17 protein-coding genes and 1 pseudogene are annotated in these 18,604 nt (G+C 35.3%); 8 read left to right on the forward strand and 10 right to left on the reverse strand.

The window, feature by feature from the left end; genetic code table 11:
- The first annotated feature begins 34 nt into the window (after window positions 1-34).
- From MKS83_RS15340 to MKS83_RS15350, 3 genes are read left to right on the forward strand one after another with little or no spacing between them, the layout of a single operon-like run.
- Entirely contained in the window at window positions 35-772 is a 738-nt protein-coding gene (locus tag MKS83_RS15340) for a beta-carotene 15,15'-monooxygenase (protein WP_240580377.1), read from the forward strand.
- Window positions 772-1,860 carry an AI-2E family transporter gene (locus tag MKS83_RS15345; RefSeq protein WP_394336980.1) on the forward strand — a complete coding sequence of 363 codons (1,089 nt, stop codon included), beginning with the start codon at window positions 772-774 and terminating at the stop codon, window positions 1,858-1,860. Before MKS83_RS15340 ends, MKS83_RS15345 begins: the two co-directional genes overlap by 1 nt.
- A gap of 10 nt (window positions 1,861-1,870) precedes the next feature.
- A complete protein-coding gene (locus MKS83_RS15350) occupies window positions 1,871-2,125 on the forward strand; it encodes a DUF3820 family protein (RefSeq protein WP_240583199.1) in 255 nt (84 codons plus the stop codon).
- 284 nt (window positions 2,126-2,409) lie between these two features.
- On the opposite strand, the gene uvrB is transcribed toward MKS83_RS15350, so the two are convergent.
- The 3 genes from uvrB to MKS83_RS15365 form a co-directional block, all read right to left on the reverse strand.
- On the reverse strand, window positions 2,410-4,401 hold the full coding sequence (uvrB, locus tag MKS83_RS15355) for an excinuclease ABC subunit UvrB (RefSeq protein WP_240580378.1): 1,992 nt from the start codon (window positions 4,399-4,401) through the stop codon (window positions 2,410-2,412).
- 68 nt (window positions 4,402-4,469) lie between these two features.
- Window positions 4,470-5,885, reverse strand: a complete 1,416-nt coding sequence (locus MKS83_RS15360; protein ID WP_240580379.1) for a M56 family metallopeptidase — start codon at window positions 5,883-5,885, stop codon at window positions 4,470-4,472.
- A gap of 3 nt (window positions 5,886-5,888) precedes the next feature.
- Window positions 5,889-6,260, reverse strand: coding sequence for a BlaI/MecI/CopY family transcriptional regulator (locus MKS83_RS15365; RefSeq protein ID WP_240580380.1), 372 nt, complete (start codon window positions 6,258-6,260; stop codon window positions 5,889-5,891).
- Window positions 6,261-6,370: 110 nt separating this feature from the next.
- Here MKS83_RS15365 and MKS83_RS15370 point away from each other — a divergent pair, with 110 nt between their 5' ends.
- A complete protein-coding gene (locus MKS83_RS15370) occupies window positions 6,371-7,582 on the forward strand; it encodes a PQQ-dependent sugar dehydrogenase (protein ID WP_240580381.1) in 1,212 nt (403 codons plus the stop codon).
- 81 nt (window positions 7,583-7,663) lie between these two features.
- Here the strand turns inward: MKS83_RS15370 and MKS83_RS15375 are convergent, their stop codons facing one another.
- The 6 genes from MKS83_RS15375 to MKS83_RS15400 all read right to left on the reverse strand — a co-directional run bounded on the left by MKS83_RS15375 (window position 7,664) and on the right by MKS83_RS15400 (window position 13,472).
- Window positions 7,664-8,821 (reverse strand): pyridoxal phosphate-dependent aminotransferase, encoded by a 1,158-nt coding sequence (locus MKS83_RS15375; RefSeq protein ID WP_240580382.1) that lies wholly within the window; start codon window positions 8,819-8,821, stop codon window positions 7,664-7,666.
- 3 nt (window positions 8,822-8,824) lie between these two features.
- Window positions 8,825-9,910 (reverse strand): FAD-dependent oxidoreductase, encoded by a 1,086-nt coding sequence (locus tag MKS83_RS15380; protein ID WP_240580383.1) that lies wholly within the window; start codon window positions 9,908-9,910, stop codon window positions 8,825-8,827.
- A 189-nt stretch (window positions 9,911-10,099) separates the two neighbouring features.
- On the reverse strand, window positions 10,100-10,717 hold the full coding sequence (locus MKS83_RS15385) for a DUF502 domain-containing protein (RefSeq protein ID WP_100377660.1): 618 nt from the start codon (window positions 10,715-10,717) through the stop codon (window positions 10,100-10,102).
- 9 nt (window positions 10,718-10,726) lie between these two features.
- Window positions 10,727-11,308: a tRNA-(ms[2]io[6]A)-hydroxylase gene (locus MKS83_RS15390; RefSeq protein WP_100377661.1), complete on the reverse strand. Its 582-nt coding sequence runs from the start codon at window positions 11,306-11,308 to the stop codon at window positions 10,727-10,729.
- A gap of 68 nt (window positions 11,309-11,376) precedes the next feature.
- Window positions 11,377-12,474 (reverse strand): acyltransferase family protein, encoded by a 1,098-nt coding sequence (locus MKS83_RS15395; protein ID WP_240580384.1) that lies wholly within the window; start codon window positions 12,472-12,474, stop codon window positions 11,377-11,379.
- A 110-nt stretch (window positions 12,475-12,584) separates the two neighbouring features.
- Complete coding sequence (locus MKS83_RS15400) at window positions 12,585-13,472, reverse strand: metalloprotease (protein ID WP_240580385.1); 888 nt, start codon at window positions 13,470-13,472, stop codon at window positions 12,585-12,587.
- Between the two features lie 182 nt (window positions 13,473-13,654).
- Here MKS83_RS15400 and rplU point away from each other — a divergent pair.
- Together rplU and rpmA are read left to right on the forward strand one after the other, a co-directional pair.
- Window positions 13,655-14,026 (forward strand): annotated as a pseudogene (gene rplU, locus MKS83_RS15405) (50S ribosomal protein L21); the annotation flags it as partial.
- Between the two features lie 33 nt (window positions 14,027-14,059).
- Complete coding sequence (gene rpmA / locus MKS83_RS15410) at window positions 14,060-14,317, forward strand: 50S ribosomal protein L27 (protein ID WP_089857756.1); 258 nt, start codon at window positions 14,060-14,062, stop codon at window positions 14,315-14,317.
- Window positions 14,318-14,630: 313 nt separating this feature from the next.
- Here rpmA and MKS83_RS15415 read toward each other — a convergent pair whose 3' ends face one another.
- Window positions 14,631-17,159, reverse strand: a complete 2,529-nt coding sequence (locus tag MKS83_RS15415) for a DUF5686 family protein (RefSeq protein ID WP_240580386.1) — start codon at window positions 17,157-17,159, stop codon at window positions 14,631-14,633.
- A gap of 310 nt (window positions 17,160-17,469) precedes the next feature.
- Here MKS83_RS15415 and MKS83_RS15420 point away from each other — a divergent pair, with 310 nt between their 5' ends.
- Together MKS83_RS15420 and MKS83_RS15425 are read left to right on the forward strand one after the other, a co-directional pair.
- On the forward strand, window positions 17,470-18,147 hold the full coding sequence (locus MKS83_RS15420) for an alpha/beta fold hydrolase (protein WP_240580387.1): 678 nt from the start codon (window positions 17,470-17,472) through the stop codon (window positions 18,145-18,147).
- A complete protein-coding gene (locus MKS83_RS15425; RefSeq protein WP_240580388.1) occupies window positions 18,132-18,536 on the forward strand; it encodes an alpha/beta hydrolase family protein in 405 nt (134 codons plus the stop codon). Before MKS83_RS15420 ends, MKS83_RS15425 begins: the two co-directional genes overlap by 16 nt.
- Window positions 18,537-18,604 lie beyond the last annotated feature (68 nt).

The following is an 18,604-nucleotide window of genomic DNA, read 5'->3' on the forward strand; positions in this document are numbered from 1 at the left end:
AAAATTAAATTTGATAAATCATAAAATATTAACCATGTCTGAATTTAACGAATTTGACCAGCAGGGTTCCGTACCCAATCGGGATACAGGATCTATTATTTCGCATGCCTTCGAAATGTATAAAGGTATTTTTTTATACGCTATTGTGAGCATGATCATTTATGTGATTGCAGATTCAATTCTGGAATCTCTTGTAGGATTCAATCTTTGGAGTTTTGGTGAGAATATCAGAGATTCTGATGGTGATATTTCCAATTATAGGTATTATTATTCACCTGGATTTTCCCTGTATTATTCTTTTTCAGGAGTTTTAGGCGCTCTGTTGTCTCCAATATATGTAGGATTGATCTACATGACCAATAAATATAATAATAAAGCGACGATAGAATTTTCTGATCTGTTTATCGGTTATAGACAAAATTTTGTAAATATTCTGATTTATAGTTTAATTACGCATGTTGTGCTAAGAATTGCATTGGCTATGTGTGGAATTCCGTTCTTTTTGGTCTTTCCTTTCTTCTTGTTGGGCTATCCTGTTTTACTTTTTGAAAATGCTTCGGCAATAGATGCAATGGGAAAAGCATACAATATTGCAAAAGATAATTACGGAACGTTCTTTGTTGTGTCACTTTTAGGGCTCATATTAAGCTTTTGCGGTCTTTTGGCATGTTGTATAGGGGTGCTTTTAACCGGAGCATTCATGACGACTGTAATGTATTCCGCTTACTGTGCTTATTTGGGAAAACCGAGGCAGATAACATACAATAAATAATAATGAATAAAGATAAACAGATCAGCAGTGTTGCCATAAAGCAAGTTTCCCTACTTGCAATCATTCTAATTTTAGCGGGATTAATTTGTTTTAATCTTGCCCTTTTTATTCCTTCCGTACTGGGCGCGATTACCATTTATGTCGTTTGCCGGAAATATAATTTTTATCTTCAGGAGGAAAAAAAATGGAAACCCTGGCTTTCTTCTTTGGTATTAATGCTTGCTAGTTTGATTATTCTTATCCTGCCTATTTATTTTATAGCTGATCTTTTGATTGAAAAACTGGGAAATGCACAGGCTTATATGGACAAGTTTAATGTGTTTCTGGAAAAAATACATTCTTATATTTATTCAAAAGTTGGATTTGATATTTTAAGCAAAGAAAACATGGATAAACTGAAAAGTAACGTTGGGCAGTTCTCGACCAAAGCGCTGAGCGGTACTTTCAATACGCTTACAGTGGTCATATCGATGTATTTTATCCTTTACTTCATGCTGGAAAAGCCCAGGTTTTTTGAAAGAATTATATCTTCTTCAGCGCCTCTTAAAAGAGCAAATGTGTCATTGATTGGTGAGAAGATGCGAAAATTGATTATTGCAAACGCTATCGGAATCCCGGTTGTTGCGATGGGGCAGGGTTTAGTGGGTTTGGTAGGATATTTTATTTTTGGAGCTCCTAGTCCTGTTCTGCTTTTTGCACTTACTGCAGCGGCTTCCATGATCCCGGTTGTAGGTGCGGCAATAGTATATGTTCCGATCTGTATTTTTATGATTGCAGAAGGAAACACAGGACAGGGAATCGGATTAGCTATTTATTGTCTTGTCATTGTGGGATTGACAGACAATTTATTGCGGTTTACGCTGTTAAAAAAATTAGAAAATATTCATCCTTTAAATACCGTTTTTGGAATTATCATGGGTATGAATCTGTTTGGCTTTATGGGGCTTATTTTTGGACCGATTCTCATTTCCTTAACCCTTCTTTTAATTCAGGTTTACAGAAATGAATTTTCAGAAGAAAGCGTCCCTGATTTAAAGCTTCCGGATAGTGATGAAGAAACTGATAATAAAATTAATATAATAGTATAAAGTGGAAGGAATAAACCCTGAAATATTAAAAGAAATTTGTGTCGTTAAAATGCCTTTCGGGAAATATGAAGGGACAATTCTAGCCGATCTGCCGGTAAGTTATCTCGAATGGTTTTATCGTAAAGGGATGCCAAAGGGAAAGTTGGGCATGCAGCTTTCAACAATTTATGAAATTAAACTGAATGGTTTGATGGATTTATTAATTCCCCTTCGAGGTGGAGCTGTAAATTATGAGAAGCTTAAAACGAAAACATTTAAATTTTAAAATAGTTTCGGCGGCATCGAAGATGCCGCCGAAAAAGTTTATGCTATGTTTGATATTTTATATTTTTTTCTTCTAGGAATATTTTGTCTTTTTACAGGCAGATATTATTATAATCATGCTTATGAAATGTATACAAATGAAAGAGATAATGCAAATAATTGGATTAGAAGAAAGCTGGTAAATCTTAATAAACCTACAAATTTGAAATTCATAGGAATTTTATTGATGTTACTTGGTATTGTTGGTACTTCTTTAAGTCTCTTTAGACTTGTAATAAAGTTGTTTTAATCCCTCAAAGCTGCAATTTCATCTCTCAACTTAGCAGCCTTTATAAAATCAAGGTTTTTCGCTGCAGTCTCCATTTCTTTTTGTTTCTGTGCAATGATTTTTTCTACATCTTCAGAAGTGTAAGAAGCTTTGGTTTCGGCAACTTTCTGTAGAATTTCTTTCTGAGTATATTTTTCGTCTGGGAAATCTTTACTTCGTCCAACTAGATTCTCGGATATTTTTTTATTAAGCGCTTGAGGAACTTTCCCGTGTTCTTCGTTATACTGCATTTGTTTGGCACGACGATATTCCGTTTCATCAAGTGTTGCCTGCATCGATTTTGTAATCTTATCAGCATACATAATCGCTTTACCATTGACATTTCTCGCCGCACGACCTACCGTTTGGATCATAGATCTTCGGCTTCTTAACATTCCTTCTTTGTCGGCATCAAGAATGGCAACCAGTGAGACTTCAGGTAAATCCAATCCTTCTCGTAATAGGTTGACTCCAATTAAAACATCAAAAAGACCAAGACGTAAATCCTGCATGATCTGAATACGTTCCAGGGTTTCTACATCAGAATGAATATATCTGGTTCGGATCCCGAATTTTGTAAAATATTTGGTAAGTTCTTCAGCCATTTTCTTGGTTAAGGTGGTCACTAAAACCCTTTCATCAGCATCTGCTCTTTTCTGAATTTCCTCCATTAAATCATCAATTTGATTTAAAGTAGGTCTTACTTCGATAATAGGGTCTAAAAGCCCGGTTGGACGGATAATCTGCTCAATATATTCACCTCCGGTTTTCTCAAGCTCATAATCAGCAGGTGTCGCAGAAACATAAATCACCTGATTTTGCATGCCTTCAAACTCCTGGAATTTTAAGGGTCGGTTATCCATTGCAGCAGGAAGCCTGAAACCATATTCAACTAAAGACTCTTTTCTGCTTCTGTCTCCTCCATACATGGCGTGAACCTGTGGAATGGTAACGTGGCTTTCATCAATCACCATTAAAAAATCTTTTGGGAAATAGTCAATCAGACAGAACGGTCTGGTTCCTGGTTCTCTACCATCCAGATATCTTGAATAATTTTCAATCCCCGAACAATACCCTAATTCTTTAATCATTTCTAAATCAAGCTCGGTTCTTTCCTGTAATCTTTTAGCTTCTAAAGGTTTTTCAACAGAATTAAAAAAGTCGACCTGTTTTACAAGGTCATCCTGAATATTACGAATGGCACCATTCAATGTTTCCTTCGAAGTCACAAATAAATTAGCAGGATAAATCTGAATTTGTTCAAAGTTTGAGGTTACATTACCAGAAACAGGATCAAAGCTCTGGATTTTTTCAATCTCATCACCAAAAAACTGAATTCTTATAGCGTTATCTGCATAAGCAGGAAACACATCGATCACATCTCCTTTTACCCGGAAGGTTCCCCTTTGGAATTCATTTAAGGTTCTCGCGTATAATGCGTTAACCAACGAGTGAAGTAAGGCGGTTCGTGTTGTTTTCTCTCCCAATTCAAGAGAAATAAGTGATTTATGAAATTCATTCGGGTTTCCGATACCATAAATACAGGAAACCGAAGCAACAATCAAAACATCTCTTCTTCCGGAAAGTAAACTAGCAGTTGCAGACAGACGAAGTTTTTCTACTTCTTCATTAATACTTAAATCTTTCTCAATATACGTTCCGGAACTGGCAATATAAGCTTCAGGCTGATAATAGTCGTAATAACTTACAAAATATTCTACAGCGTTTTCCGGAAAAAATTCTTTAAACTCCATAAAAAGCTGAGCGGCCAGTGTTTTATTATGTGCTAAAACCAATGTAGGTCTTTGAACATTGTTCACGACATTGGCAATGGTAAACGTTTTTCCGGATCCGGTTACCCCCAATAACGTTTGATATTTCTCACCGATTTCTATTCCATGGGTAAGCTTATCAATCGCTTTGGGCTGATCTCCGGTTGGCTGATATTCTGACTGAAGTTTGAATTGCATCTAACAAAATTACAAAATAAAACCGTTCTGAAATATCAGAACGGCCTTAATCGTCATTTGTATTTTATTTATTGTATGTTAAATGAAACCGGTAACTTAAAAGCTGTTGGAACAGGTTTCCCATTCTCTGTTGCAGGCTTCCATGTTTTATTGTTAACAACTTCTTTCATCGTACGAACGGCTTCATTGTTGAGGGTTGGTGTGTTTCCGTCTGCTTTTATATCTGTGGTTTTGCCATTTTCATCTATTGAGATATAGATATCCGCTTTCATATTTCCTTTTTCATTTTTTCCGAAAACTGAAGAGTTAAAGGCATTGCCAAACTGCTTTCTCAGTTCATGGTTGCCTCCAGGAAATTCTGCCTGAACAAAATTTTCAACTGGAGCTGCAGGAGGTGCAACTGCTAAATCTTTTACAGTATTATCATCATTTGTGCTTTTAATTTCCTGAAGTTTTGCAGTTATTTGTGTCTTTTTAGGAGTAGTATCACTCTTTAAGTCATTTGGAAGTCCTTCTTGCTGTACTCTAAAATCGGTATCTGTATTTTTCTGAGCATTATATGCTTTTGTAGTATTGTCAGCACTTTGCAAAGAATTTGAATTCTGGTTTTCTGTTTCAGGCATATTATTGGCATAAACCTTTTCAGCAAAAATTAATGTTAAAGCTGTAAATGCAGGAATGGTAAGATACTTTTTTGCTTTTGCAAATTTTGAATTTTTACTTGTCATCATAATAAATCGTTTTTTGGTGTTGTTAAAATTGAATTGGTGAATCAGATTCAAATCCTGTTGTTTAAGAATTTCTTTTAGGATAAGCTCCTGATAAGTTTTGATATTTTTATTTTTATAAATTACCTGTTCATCCGCAATAAATTCGTGATTGGTAACCATTGCCCTTTTATAGAAATAAACAAATGGATTAAACCACAGTAAGATTTTAAGGATCTCTGTAAATAAAACATCTGCAGTATGCTTTTGCTTTACATGGATTTCTTCATGAAGAAAAATGCTGTTTTCAATTTTACCATCTTTAAAATAGTCCTTAGAAATATAAATGGTATTCATAAAACTAAAGGGAGGCATATTGTTTTCAAGTACTTTGATTACTCTGTTTTTATAGATGATTTTGCTTCCTTTAAGACTTTTGATTTTATAAATTGAAAACAGAAGCTTACAAAGTAAAATTCCTGATATCAAAAGATAAACCGGGAGAATTAAGGAGGTATAATCAAATGATTGTTCTGAGACGGTAATTGGTGTATAAGAAACCGTTTGCAGGGTGTTTTCATCTTCAAAAAATATTTTTTCTGTAGGTGCCTTTTGTTGGGTTTTTATAGTCATAAAAGGGACTACATAAGAAAATATGAGGGCAAAAATCAGGAAAAATCGGTTGAAAACAAATGTTTTTTCCTTGGCCAGAAACAGATGATAACATCCTAACAGAATTCCTGAACAGATAATGATTTTTAAAACAATAGTTTCCATTTTTTATTCTTTTATCTGTTGATCTATAATGTCACGAAGCTCTTTAAGTTCTTTTTGTGTCAGTTTTGAATTGGAGGTAAAGAACGAAGCAAACTGTGCAACCGAGCTGTTGAAAAAACGGTCGATCATGGAGGTCATTTCTTCTTTAAAATATTCCCCTTTTCCCACTTTAGGATAATATTCTCTTGAATTACCATATAAGGTAAAACCTACTAAATCTTTATTTTGCATTCGTTTTAATAATGTGGCAACTGTTGTGGCGGCCGGCTTAGGTTCAGGATAAGATTCTAAAATATCTTTCATAAAAACCTTTTCTTTTTCCCATAAGATCTCCATGAGTATTTTTTCGGAACCTGTAAGTTTTATCTCTTTCATATTCTATGTTTTGATATTTGTTTCTACAAATGTAGAATAAAAAATTAATTATGCAAACTTTTTATGGCATTATTTTTCCACTCATCGTTATAACCTCTTAAATATCAATTATGAAAATCTACAATTATCTTTCAGGAATCCTTTGTGTTATCATTTTTTTCTCCTCATGTAAAAAAACAACAGCCCAGCAAACACATTCTGATGGAAGTGCTGAAAACCTTGAGCCTAACACTTCTTACAAGCCTGCTTTCGTTGGGCAGACAAGAATAAAAGCTGTAAAAACTAAAACGCCATATAAATTCGAGGTTTTAACTAAAAGTTTAGGTAGACCCTGGGGAATTATTAATTTGCCGGACGGAAGATTCCTGATTACTGAAAAGTCAGGGTATATGAATGTGGTTTCTACAGACGGAAAACAAATTTCAAAAATTGAAGGTTTTCCAAAGGTAGATTCAAAAGGACAGGGCGGAATGTTGGATGTAGCTCTTGATCCGGATTTCAAATCCAATAATATTATCTACTTTAGTTTTTCTGAGCCATTTGGTAAAGGGAATTTAACGTCTGTTGCTAAAGGTACCCTGTCTCAGGATTTGAAAACTATTTCAGGAATACAGGTGATTTTTAGGGCAGAACCTTCTTATGACGGGGATAAACATTATGGAAGCAGATTGGTTTTCGACAAAGACGGAAATCTGTTTGTAAGTACAGGGGAACGTTCAGATAAACAAACGAGAGTGTATGCTCAAAGAACAGATAATTATTTAGGTAAAATATTAAAAATAACTAAGGAAGGAAAACCTGCACCGGGAAACCCTTTCATAGGAAAAGATGGATATAAACCTGAAATCTATGCTTATGGAATCAGAAACCCGCAAGGTTTAGCGATAGATCCCAATGGAAATCTTTGGGATGTGGAAATGGGACCGAGAGGAGGAGACGAAATTAATTTAATTCAACCCGGAAAAAATTACGGTTGGGGCGATGTCACCTATGGAATTGAATATTCAGGTGAAAAGATAAATGGTGGAACAACGCAAAAGGCAGGGACAGAGCAACCTGTTTATTATTGGGATCCTGTGGTGTCACCGAGTGGAGTTACTTTCTACACGGGGAATATTGAGGAGTGGAAAAATAATTTATTCATCGGGTGTCTGAGTGGGGAACATATCAACAGAATTGTAATGAAAAATAATAAAGTCGTTGGTGAAGAGCGATTGCTTCTAGATCAAAAAGAAAGATTCCGGGATGTATTGAACGGAATGGATGGAAATCTATATGCAGTAACCGACAGTGGAAAATTATATAAAATTTCGAAAAAATAATAGTAAAAATTCCCACAGATTTCATGAATCACAAAGACTTTTGAATCTGTGCAATTTATGATATCCGTGGGAAAAATATATTTAGAAACTATTAATCAGTCTATTCAAACCTTCCGTAAGAATTTCCTGAGACGTTGAGAAGCAGATTCTGACATGTCCTTCCGCTCCTTTTCCGAACCATCTTTCCGAGCCGGGAACAATTGCAACTTTTCCTTGCTGTAAAACATGCTGTGCAAATGCTTCACTCGACATTCCGTTTTCAATCTTAGGGAAAATTACGAATGTTGCTTCCGGAAAATTAGGCGTTAAAATTCCCGAATTGCTTAGCATACTGTGCGCAAGATCTCTGTTGTGCTGTAAATGCGTCAGGAAATCATTAAACCAAGGCTTTGCTCTGTCGATAGCTACACTAGCCGCAATTTGCGATAGGGTAGAAACCCCTTCAATAGTGGAATTAAAGTTTGATTTTTCTGTAAAATCATCCAAAAGATCCTGATCGTTACATAAAACGGCTCCGATTCTTAATCCAGCAATTCCGAAAGATTTTGAAAATCCGAAAACGGTAAAGCTTTTCTTTTTAGCTTCTTCAGAAACTGAAGAGTACGTATTAAACTCTTTTTTATCATATACGATATCACTCCATATTTCGTCACTCATTACCCACAGATCATGAGCCGAGGCAATTTCTGAAATTTTCTTCAAAATTTCTTTGGAATATACTCTTCCGACAGGATTATGCGGATTGCAAATGCTGATAAGTTTGGTTTTCGGACCAATTAAAGAAACCAGCATTTCAAAATCGATGTCTCCTGTTTTGGAGTCGACTGCACATAATTTAATATTTCCGCCAACAGCATCCACTGTTTTTTTGAATAAGAAATCAACCGGATCAAAAATAATGGCTTCATCTCCTGGATTCAATACGTATTTGGCAACCATAAACATTCCCATTGCAGCACTGTTTACTGCTAAAACGTTTTCAGGAGTAAAGCTTCCGTTTTTCCCGCTGTTAAAATGTTCTGCAACACTTTTTTTAAACTCAGGAATTCCTGAAAAAGGGCCGTAACTAAGGTAGCCGTCTTTGATGTATTCAATAATTCCGTTCTCAATTTCCTTTGACATTCTGAAATCCGGATCTGCTGCGGTAAGAGGAATGATTCCGTCTTCCAGTGTTGCCCATCTTCCGTTGTAGGCTTTCCTTTTCAGAGCCTCAAAATTAATATCGTTATTTGTAAACATGTTTTATTTGTAAGAGATTGGTAAAGTGTTTTTGGGTTGTTCGCTTAATGGCAAAAGAAACTGATTCAATAATGCTCTTCCGTTTTTAATATGGATCTCAATTTCCGGTTTTCTTTCCTCTTCGTACTTTTTGAATGTTTCTTGAAGATCATTTCCTTCTAATAGAAGTTGAGTCAATGTGAAAGAATCTTTTAAAGCAGAGGTAACTCCCTGACTTGTAAAAGGAATCAACGGATGTGCAGAATCACCAATGAATACTACATTTTCATGATAGAAAGGATTCAATTCTTCCAATTCGTAGACTCTCCAGATGTGAGCATTTTCATAGCTCGAGCCTTCAATAATAGAGGAAATAAGAGGATTCCAGTCTCCGAAATGATCCTGCATGAATTGCTTAATGCAATCCGGAGTATAATCTTCATTGATGAAAAACTTGCTGATATCAAACTGGCAATACCAAAGAATTTTTGATGAAGAAAGCTTTAAAACTCCAAAAGTAAGTCCTCCGTTTTCATGGTGGAACTTCAGAAAGTTACTTTCAATCTGGCTGGCTAATTCTTCGTTTTCAATAATGTTTACAACTTCATTTTCAAGAACAGCTTTCATTGTTTCATCCTGAAAAATTGTTCTTCTGATTCTGCTTCTTGATCCATCCGAAGCGATTACAATATCAGCTTCTAATGGAGTATTTTCATCAAGCGTAATATCTGCTTTTCCGTTGGAAAATCCGTTCAGGGCAACTGTCGTTTCGTAAGAAATCTTTTCTGCTGGAATTCCTTTAGCCAGAATTTCTATTAATGCACTTCTGGAAACCACAAATACATCATCAAGGTCTTTTTCGGAAATAATTTCTCCGCTTTGGCTGTAATGAAGATATTTTTTTAAAAAACTTCCTTTTGTATAGAGATCGTCAATATTAATAATGCTTGAAAGGTGCTCTATTCCTTCTTTCGGAAGAATAAATCCGTGGCCTTTAAGATCATTTGGGGTTCTTCTTTCATAGATATGGTAGTCGATATTATTTTTTTCTAAATAATTGGCCATACTCAATCCGGAAACTCCGGCTCCTATGATTGCAACTTTGCTCATCCTTTTAATTTAAGTCGTATTGTTAGTTTTGTTTTTTATTTGTAATATTCAGAATCGATAAAGTTTTATATGCTGTAGTCAATAATTAAATCCAACAGCTTATTTCTTTTTAATCGATGTATTTGAAAGTGTTTCTTTAATTGAAATATGGTATCAAAAAGAAACGAGTAGTATTATTTAGAGTAGAGATTATTCCGGTGCCTTAAAGATGTTATCATCGGAATGGAATCCTGCAACACCACCACTTACCGCAAATTTCATTGCAGAAGCAGCCGTCATCCCTACTACAGGTTTTATATTTTTTTCTTCAGTTACGATTACCCAGCCGGAGATGGCATAAGAATGAGGAAGGTAAACAGCAACATAATTGTGTTTATCCACGTCTGACATTTCTTTCTGGGTTAAAAAACCTATTCTCCATATTTCAGGATTTTCGTTAGTTTTTACCCAAACCGGATCGTTAAACTTTTTAGTATCTCCCACAAATGAAGACATCACGTCTTTTGTTGGAGAATAAATATGTTTTATACCCGGAGTTTTTTCTAAAAGCCGATCTATAGCATCAACGAAAAATCTTCCTACAACAAATTTGTTTCCCAGGTAGCCTAGTAATGCGGTACCCAGTAATATAGATATGAAAACGATTCCCGGAGCTTCTTTAGAAATTGAGGGGATAATATTGTCGATGGAAGTGACAATATACCAAATCACAAAAACCGTAAGACCGATGGGACCAATAATAAGCAATCCCTGAAAAAAATTCTTCAGGAAATAACTCATAATACTTTCAAAAGTCGGTTTCTTCAAAATTTATTTTTATCCGTGGATACTTTCTTTGTTTCCATAAGACTGGATGATTTTAGCTTCATATTCCAGCCATTCTTCCCAACGTTGATTTACTTTTTCAGGATCGCCAAGCTGTCTTGCAAACCCGATAAATGTGGTATAATGGTTAGCTTCCGAAATCATTAGGTCTCTATAGAACGTTTTTAATTCTTCGTCTTTGATGTTTTCTGTTAAAACTTTAAATCTTTCACAGCTTCTCGCCTCAATCATGGCTGCGAAAAGCATTTTATCCACGATCAAATCATCTCTGTTGCCGCCTTTCTGGATGAAATTGACAAGTTCATTCACATAATCATCTTTTCTGGTACGCCCGAAAGTATATCCACGTTTTTTGATGATCTCATGAACCTGATTAAAATGATCCAATTCTTCCTGTGCAATGGCCAAAAGTTCCGTTACAATTTCCGGATATTCCGGAAGCATGGTAATAAGCCCGATCGCATTGGTAGCTGCTTTTTGCTCACACCAGGCATGGTCGGTTAAAATTTCCTGAAGGTTTCCTTCTGCAATATTTGCCCACCTTGGATCGGTAGGAAGTTTCAGCTTAAACATGACTTAAAAAATTTTTGTAAAATTAAAATAATTTGCAATAAGAATATTATTTTATTTCAAATTGACTGTTAGGAAGATGGAATGGCAGTTTTCTTTCTAAGAAATTCCAGAATTTTCCATCCGAAACTATCAAATTTCTTTAATCCGGCTGCAATAATGAATGCTAAAATGACATTCACAATATAAATAAGAACCATTAAAATCCACCACGGCATATTTTCTTTTAACGGAACGACTAAGAAATACACTAAAGAAGAGCTGATTCCCTGGGCAAAATAAAAGAAGATCGCATTTTTACCGATATGGGTAACGAAGCTTTCTTTTGAAATTTTAAGTCTGTTGTAAAAAACAAATAAGGTGATAAGAGAAAATAAAGTCCAGATAATATAAATAATTGTAGGAGGGAATTTATTTTTATTGATCTTATAGAAAACATCCTTTCCATAATGGGAAAACATCCAGGCTAAAGCTAAAGCCACCAGTCCGTACAGTACAGGAATCCATTTTGTTGGGATTTTTTTGCCTTTCATTTGATGAGCAATCAGAAAAACGGCCATATAAAAAGCTACATACCCTACCTGTCCTGAAGGATAATAGTCCGGGAATATATTGAAAATTAATGTCAGTGCAATACAGATTCCAATGAACCAATTAATGTGTTTCGGGAAAAATTTTAAAATTAATACACCGAATACGCTTAGTATAAAATAAACTTTAAGATACCAGAAACTTCCCATTACGACAGGAAATGTATCCGCATTGGTGTATTGATGAAGATACCAGTTTCCAAGATTCTGCCATTGAGGTTGTGTTGAAATGTCTATTGTAGCGTACTTAGATCCGAAAGTAGAGTAGAAGTTATGAAGCCATTCGAGGGAGAAAAAAGCGAGCCCGAAAACTTTGAAGAGATAATCTAAAAAGAAAAGCAGTGTTACAAAGATCATATAAGTGATCTGTAGCTTCAAAAGCCTGTAAAATGTTTTTTCTATGTTTGAACCAGAGGTGATCCCACTTAAAGCATAAAATAAAGCGACATCAAAAACCAATGAGAAAACTCTCACTTCCGGGGCAATATAAAACTGACCGGACCAAAAGGCGGTATGAATGAAGATGATGGAAAGTGTCGCCAATCCTTTTGCGAAATCTATATAAAGGTCTCTGTTCATGATGATTTAATCTGAGCTCAAAAGTAAATAAACTTTATGAATTTTTTTGACAAAGAAAAAGAGACAGGAACAATGCCTGCCTCTTAAGAAAGATATTTCAAAAAAGGATATTACTTTAAATTTTTAAATTCTTCTGCGGAGATTTCTCCATTCTGAATTTGTTTCAACTCCTCCAGATATTGCTTCATATAATTATCGAGCTCCGGATATTGAGAGTTTTTTGCCATTTTATAAGTTCCGTTCAAAACGCCCTGATAATAATAAAAGAAGTTATAATCAAAATCAGAAGCGGAAAGATCATACTGTCCCAGCAAGAATCCCAAACGAACCGCAGATCTTCTTTGTGCTGGAGTTCCGTGATGTCCCGCGCTAGTTGTTTGATAATCTCCGATGCTTTGTGCAAATTCATAAGCTGCTGCAATTTGTGTAAAACTGGTCTGATTGTAGCCGTTGGGTCTTCTTAAATAATATCCGGCAAAACCATCAGCTTCCAGTTCGTTTGGTCTTGCAGTAGACTCACTTACAGAAGGCAATCCGAATATGTACTGCAATTGATGGCCATATTCATGGGCCAAAATCATTGCATTCACAATGTCTCCGCCTTTCGATTTCGCATCATAATAAATAGCATATCCGTAATAGATTTTCCCTGTCGAATAAGAAATCGCATTGTAAGTGGAATTAAAATTCGAAGGATCATTAACGAATCTTAAAGTAGGATTGCTTCTTCCCCACATACTTGCAATTTTTGTCATCTGAGAATTCATGAAATTGGTGTCTGTAGAGTTTTGCAGAGACGTCAATAAAACAGATGAGGAACTCCAGTATTGATCTACATAATAACAAACTTTTTCCAGTTCGTTCGGTTGGTCGATCTTTAAGTTTTCTGTTTGTTGTTCCTGTTGAACAGGAGTTTCCAGAGTGTCGTTGTTACATGCTGATAATGAGAATACAGCAATTGCTCCCAATACTATTGGGAAGTGGAAGTTTCTTTTCATATATATTAAATATTTGGTGTAAACGAAGTTATTAATTTAAACGAAAAATATTATCACTTTATTGTGAAAAATTATTCAAAACATAGTTAAAAAATTATTTAAAAAAAGATTGGATTGGATTTGAGCGGATTAGAAAATATTTCTTATATTTGCACCTCGAAATAACTAAAAATTTATAAACAATGTTTGCAATTGTAGAAATAGCAGGGCTTCAATACAAAGTTGAGCAAGACCAAAAATTGTTTGTGAACCGTTTAGCAGGAGATAAAGGAGGTAAAGTATCTTTCGATAAAGTACTTCTTACTGTAAACGGAGCAATCACTGTAGGCGCCCCAGCTGTAAGCGGAATCACTGTAGAAGCAGAGATCCTAGATCATGTAAAAGCTGATAAAGTAATCGTTTTCAAAAAGAAAAGAAGAAAAGGTTACAAAGTGAAAAATGGTCACAGACAGTCATTAACTCAGATCAAAATCACTGGTATTACAGGGTTTGACGGAGCTAAGAAAGAAACTAAAGCTAAAAAAGCTCCTAAGACTGAGGAGGTTAGCGCAGAATAATTGTTAAACCACACAAAACCTTAAAATAAAATGGCACATAAGAAAGGAGTTGGTAGTTCCAAAAACGGTAGAGAATCTCACTCTAAAAGATTAGGTGTAAAGATTTTCGGAGGTCAGGAAGCTATTGCTGGAAATATTATTGTTAGACAAAGAGGTACTCAACACCACCCAGGTGCAAACGTAGGGATCGGTAAAGACCACACTTTGTTCGCTTTAGTAGACGGTAAAGTAGTTTTCACTAAGAAAGCAAACAACAGATCTTTTGTATCTGTAGAAGCAAACGCATAATATAAGCGTTTCATAAAAATAAAATCCTCAGCAATTTGCTGAGGATTTTTTGTGTTTTTTAAGTTATAGTTTTAACCTACGTTTGTAGGTGATTCTTTATATACTTGAGATGTTCAAATAAAAATGAATTACGGAGGTCAAAAGAAAATAGAGTAGGTACTGATTAAAGTAAATCTATTATTTATTGCAGTCTTCCGAAGGGAAAGATCTTCTTTTGTAATTGTATATATTGTGGCTTATTGCAACGCTGTAAAGATTATCCGGTAGCATCTTAATAAAAAAATCTCCTTCAATTTGAAGGAGATTTGTATTTTTAAAATCCAACCTGGAAACCTGCTTTAATGCCGAATGTTGAGATGTCCGGTCTATCCAGATAATTTCCTCTCCAGTTGAAATCTACTCTGAAGATCCTAAGATTTCCAAAACCGATGTTTTCAATTCCTACCCCATATTCATAGTAAATATGTTCGCTAGGTGCTGAATATTTGAATCCTGCAACGTTAATTGCTTTCGAAGCATCGCTTAAAGTTCCGTAAGCTCCTCTGATAAATGCAATTTCTCTTAATTTTAATTTTTTGATCAAAGGAATGTAAGAAAGGATTTTACCGTTGAAATGATGCTCTAAATGAAGTGTTGTATAAGTATCTGCTACAAACTCATAATAATTAAGCTGTGCAAAAGTATTTTGTGCTAAACTGTAAGACTGGTTTCCTGGAATCACGTTTTGTAAAGCCAAAGGAACGGTATCGAAGTTTTTTCCGGCTTCAAAATTCAACAATAATTTACCCCAGCTTCCGATCAGGATAGGTTTATAGAACATGAATTGTAGCTTATTGTAGTTAAAGTCAGAACCGAATAAGCCTTCTATTCCTCTTGTATATTTTAAAACGATCGTTGGTGCCAATGTTCCGTGTTCATATCTGTCAATACCGGTTTGCGAGAATTTAGCGCCCGGTCTTGCGATTAAGCTTAGTGTGATATGCGAGTCATTGGTTGTTTGTCTCAGATTTCCGTCTTTATAATACATTAAATTGAATTCTGATGGATTAGCTGATTTAATGCTCTGCATCGTTCCGTCCAGTCTGATTTGGAAATTTTTCCAGGGTTCGATGGCGGTGAAAACATTGGTTTGATTTACGGAGCTTAATGAAGCGTTTTCCCCTCTCGCAAAAAGGGTTGAAGAGGCGAAGGTTCTTGCCATAATTCCATCATCGTTGGTAAGCTGAACTCCCAATTGTAAAATGTCTCTTCTTGTTCCTGCTCCAATGGTGAATCTGTTCACTCTATTGAACATGAATCTTGCTTCAGCTCCATATTTTACCTGCTGGTCTTTAAACCCGTAAGCGGTGTAAAACTGAACTCTCCAAGGATCATTTCTGGTGAAATACGTTCTTGCTCCCAATCGAATTCGATCGCCTTCCACTTCATTCTTTCCGTAAATAGAGAAAATAGGGCCTAAATCTATTCCTTTGACAATATTATAATATCCTGAGCCTAAAGTTTCGTACAGCTTTACAATTCGGTTGAATTTCGGGGTTTGCTGAAGCTTGTCCAGCATGTCGTAAATTCCCTGTTCGCTTTTTGATAACGAATCCGGTCTTGCTTTTAACCAATAAGCATCATCTTTATCAACAAATTTATCATCATATTCTTCCTCTTTTCTTTTAAAAATATTGTCTTCGAGAGGCTTATTGAACTGATATTCCGAATAATCAACAGACCTTTTGGCGATGATACTTTTGGAGGTTTTCTTTTTGGAAAAAGGAGTCATTTCGATTTCCGTAACAAATTTTCTGGGTAAAAATGTGTTTTCGTCGGGATTGTCATATTCTAGTTCTGTAGAAATTCCGTTGATGAAATTGACATTGATTTTCTGTGTGGATTTTAAAATTGCCCCTAAAACGGCATAGCTGTCTGTATCGATATAGAGATACCCCTGAAATGCTAAAACTTCAGTTCTTTTGGGTTGATAACGGATTTTAAAAGCTTTTTCTCCGCGAATGGAAATGGTGTCAACCAGATTATAATCATAGGTACTGAAGCCTGTTTCTCCGGCTGGACTTGGAAATCCAATGTCGAAATAATTTAAGGTATTGTCATAAATGTTAATATCACGATACAGGTTTTTCGCAGTTAAAGTAATAATTTGATTGTCCTGAAATCCGGAAGTTTTTTGGGCAACTAGAAGTCTTTTAGTTCTTTTCGAAGGTTTGTTTTCCCCATAGTTTTCATAGATGGCTTCATTCAGGAAAACGGGAAGTCCGATCTTTCCGCTTGCGGTAGAATCTTTATAATCGAAAATGAATTCAAGTTTATTGAAGATTTTTCTCTTCATGAATGCGCTGTCCAGATTATTGGCGTCAAACTGAATTTTTTCATATTCTTTATAGGTGTAGGTGTCAAATTTATCTAAACCATTGTTTCGTTTTCTTTCCCAGACTTTCTGCATGATGGCATAAGCCGGGTTTTCTTTTTTATTTTTGAATTTTGGACGTTCATTGTGAATCACTACCGCTTCAATATTGCTTACTTTTTCTGCAGACATCTTGATGATCAAATCCTGAAAACTTTCAGGACTAATGTTGATGCTTTCTACAACGTAATTCTTTTTTTGAAATTTAAGCTTGTAAATGATGGTGTCAGACTGTATACTGAAGTTTCCGGAAGATGTAGTCGTATAAGGAGTGTTGTTGTCATTTATAAATATAGCTACGCCTGTAACAGGAGCATTGGTTTTTTCATCAATAATCCTTCCGCTGGCAGAGTTTTGAGCCTGTAAAAAGCCGAAAAGAATAATGGAAAAATAAGAGAGATAATATTTAAAATTGTTCGTTAACATCATTTGTTTTTCAAGCATTTAGCATAATCAAAAACCGTGCTGCTTTGCAAAGTGTTTAAAAGGTTTTGCGGTTGGATTTATAAAACTGCAAAGTTAACGAAAATAACGGTATTAATATTGTGGAAGGAAGAAGCTTTCTTTGAAGGAATAAAAGACCTATATTTTTGTAGATCTTTTTTGCAGGGTTCGGATCAATGTGTGTGTCTGATTGGCAATCAAGTTTTATTAATACTTAATTTAAAACAATTCTGACATTGTCTTTAATTAAATCCATACATTTGAACTGTTTAAAACCTTTAACCTTGATCATTTTATGAACATTAAATTAACTATTTTCCTATTTTCATTCCTGCTTCCATTCTGGGCCTCTGCACAAACAACAGATAATCTAAATAATACAATTCCTACTCGTCAGATTCATGAAGAGCAATATGTTCCTATCAATGGTATTGAACAATGGGTAACCATTAACGGAAATCCTTCCAAGCCTGTTATTCTGTTTCTGCACGGAGGACCTGGTAGTCCCATTACTCCCTATATTGATGTTTTGTATAAAGCTCTCGAAAAAGATTTTATCATTGTTCAATGGGACCAGCGCGGTTCCGGAAGGACATACGGACACAATAATCCTCCTGAAGAGTTGACACCGGAATATTTAAAAAACAATCCGCTCACTCTGGAGCAAATGACTAGCGATGGCATTGTGCTTTCCCGATATCTTTTACAACACCTTGGAAAGAAAAAAATTATTCTTTCCGGCACATCTTGGGGGTCTGCTCTTGGAGTAAAAATAGCCACCAAAGCTCCTGAGCTTTTTTACGCGTATGTGGGGCATTCTCAAATCGTAAATCCTAATTTTAGTACAGAAAGATATTCAAAGCTTTACAAAATGGCAGAGAACAGAAAGGATAGTGATGCCTTACAAATATTAAACACAATTGGTAAGCCTCCTTATTCCAGTGCAAAAATACAGGAATGCTTTATAGGGTAATCAAAAAATATGAAAAGGCAAATTCTACTCCCGCTCCGCAAAATTGGTTTGCTCTGGCTCCGGAATATAACAATGAAAAGGATAATAAAAATAGAGAAGATGGTGACGATTACTCGTTTGTCAATTTTGTTGGTGATCAGAAATTGGGCGTACAATCGATGGGAGTTTCTATCGACATGATGAAGGATAATTTAAATTTTAAAATTCCTGTTTACCTTATTCAGGGTGAAGAAGATATCCTGACTCCTAAAGAAATGTCCAAAAAGTATTTCGATGCTCTGAAGGCTCCTAAAAAAGAATACTTCTTATTGCCTAAAGCGGCGCACGGATTTAATCAGTCAGTTGTAGATACTCAATATAAAATATTCAGAAGTATAAAAACGAATTAAGGAGATGGAGGGAGTAATGAAGGTTATGTAAAATAGTTAATTTCTTTCCAGAATATGTGATGAATGTT

Source organism: Chryseobacterium sp. Y16C, from assembly GCF_022488405.1.
Classification (GTDB): Bacteria; Bacteroidota; Bacteroidia; order Flavobacteriales; family Weeksellaceae; genus Chryseobacterium; species Chryseobacterium geocarposphaerae.